This is a genomic window from Streptomyces sp. NPDC046900 (assembly GCF_040644975.1).
Classification (GTDB): domain Bacteria; phylum Actinomycetota; class Actinomycetes; order Streptomycetales; family Streptomycetaceae; genus Streptomyces.
Genome location: NZ_JBEYXD010000225.1, coordinates 1 through 2,378, shown reverse-complemented (window position 1 = coordinate 2,378; position 2,378 = coordinate 1). Strand labels below are relative to the sequence as shown.

At 73.2% G+C, this 2,378-nt stretch carries 1 protein-coding gene and 1 pseudogene; both read left to right on the top strand.

The features are described 5' to 3' along the window. Positions 1-181: 181 nt before the first annotated feature. The gene (locus ABZ904_RS51060) at positions 182-1,579 is read left to right on the top strand and encodes a maltokinase (protein ID WP_361006380.1); all 1,398 of its coding nucleotides are present in this window, start codon (positions 182-184) and stop codon (positions 1,577-1,579) included. After that, positions 1,576-2,378 (top strand): annotated as a pseudogene (locus ABZ904_RS51055) (1,4-alpha-glucan branching enzyme); the annotation flags it as partial. The gene ABZ904_RS51060 and the pseudogene ABZ904_RS51055, both read left to right, overlap by 4 nt.

Sequence of the window (2,378 nt, the reverse complement as noted above, 5' to 3'; positions counted from 1 at the left end):
ATCGGCGGAGTCCGCTTCCCCGCCATCGGCGAACTCCCCTACCTGCTCACCCTCGCAGGCCACGGCTTCTACTGGTTCCGACTCCGGAAGAACGTGCCGCAGGCCACCAGGGTCCATCTGTTCGTCGGCAGTTGACCGATCGCCGCTGATCCTCCGGCCGCCACGGAAAGGACGCGATGCCATGGCGAAGACCCAGACCGCAACGCTCCGCCCGTACAGCCTCGGCCCCACCTCGCTGCTGGCCTCGCTCTCCGGTCTGCTGCGGCAGTGGCTGCCACGGCAGCGCTGGTTCGCCGGCAAGGGGCGCCCGGTCACGGATCTGGCGCTGCTGTCGGTGACCGAGCTGCAACCCGACTTCCTGCACGTCCTGGTACGCGCCGACCACGCCGAACCGCCCGCGATGCGCGGGCCGGGCGCCGCCCCGGCCCACGACTGCTACCAGCTCTTCCTCGGCGTGGGGGAGTCGCTGTCGCCCCGGCTCTCCCCGGCCGTACTGGGGCGCGTGACCGAAGGCCCCCTGGCGGGGCTGCTGGTCCACGACGCCCTCCAGGAACCGCACACGGCGTCGCTGCTCCTGGAGCGGCTGCGCACGCCGGACACCACGGGCGCCCTCCGCTTCGAACGTGACTGGCGGGTGTCGATCCCCACCGGACTGGCCCCTCGTCTTCTCGAGGCCGAACAGTCCAACTCCTCGCTGGTGTACGGCGACACGTACATCCTGAAGGTCTTCCGCCGAGTCCGCCCCGGAATCAACCCGGACCTGGAAGTGCCCTGGGCCCTGGCCCGGCAGGGATGCACCCGCGTACCCGCACCGGTGGCCTGGTTCCGCACCTCGAGCCCGTGGGACGCGACGCTCGGTGTGGTCCAGCCGTTCCTGCGCGGCGGCGTCGACGGCTGGACGCAGGCCCTCGAGGCCCTCGCCCACGGGCGGGCTTTCGAGGCCGAGGCGTACGAGATGGGGCGGGCCACGGCCGAGGTGCATCTGGCACTCGCCGCCGCGTTCCCCGTCGAGGCCCGGGGCGCGCCCGAGAACAGGCGGCTCGCGTCCGCGATGACGGGCCGCCTGCGGGACGCCATCCACGCCGTACCGGAACTGCTGCCCCACGCGTCCGGGCTGCGTGAGGCCTTCAACGAGCTGAGCGCGCTGCGCACGCCCCGGCCCGCCCAGCGCATCCACGGTGACCTGCACCTGGGACAGGTGCTGTGGGCCGAACGGCGGTGGCACGTGATCGACTTCGAGGGGGAGCCGGCCCGCCCGCTCCCCGAGCGGCGCCGCGCCCGGTCCCCGGTCCGTGATGTCGCGGGCATGCTCCGGTCCTTCGACTACGCCGCCCACGCCCGCAGGCCCTGGCGCTCCGAGTGGGCCCTGCGCTGCCGCGAGGCGTACTGCGCCGGCTACGCCGCCGAGGCGGGCTGGGATCCCCGGGCGGAACCCGCGCTGCTGCGGGCGTACGAGACGGACCGCGCCGTGTACGAGGTGCTGTACGAGGCCCGGCACCGCCCCGACTGGCTGCCCGTGCCGATGGCGGCGATCGCACGCCTCGCCGAACGCCCCGGCCTGAGGAGGCTGACGCCGTGACCATCGCCCGACAACCGCCCCTCGCCTCATCGTCGTCGGGTACCCCGGAACCCGCTCCCGCGGCACCCGGCGACCGGGAGCGGCTGCTGGCGGGCACGCACCACGACCCGCACGCGGTGCTGGGCGCGCACCCGGTGGCGGCCGGGGTGGCCTTCCGGGTGCTGCGCCCGTGTGCGCTCTCGGTGACCGTCGTCCTGGGGGAGGAGTGGGCGGAGCTGCACGACGACGGCGACGGGTTCTTCTCGGGACTGCTGCCGCTCCAGGACATCCCCTCCTACCGGCTTCTGGTGGCCTACGAGGACACGGTGCTGGAGACCGACGACGCGTACCGCTTTCTGCCCGCGCTCGGCGAGTTCGACCTGCATCTGATCGGTGAGGGGCGTCACGAGGAGCTCTGGACGGCGCTCGGCGCGCGGGTGATGACCCACGCCGGGGTCCGGGGAACCCGGTTCACCGTCTGGGCGCCGGACGCGCGCGGGGTCCGAGTCTGCGGGGACTTCTGCCACTGGGACGGCGGCGCCCATCCGATGCGCTCGCTCGGCTCGAGCGGCGTCTGGGAACTGTTCCTGCCCGGTATCGAGCCCGGGACGCGCTACAAGTTCGACATCACGCGCCCGGACGGCACGCACACCGTGCGCGCGGATCCCATGGCCCGGCACGCCGAGGTACCGCCTGCCACCGCGTCGATCGTGACGGAGTCGGCGTACGTGTGGGGGGACGAGGAGTGGCTGGCACAGCGTGCGGACTCTGCGGTGCACGAGGCGCCGTTCTCGGTGTACGAGATGCATCTGGGGTCCTG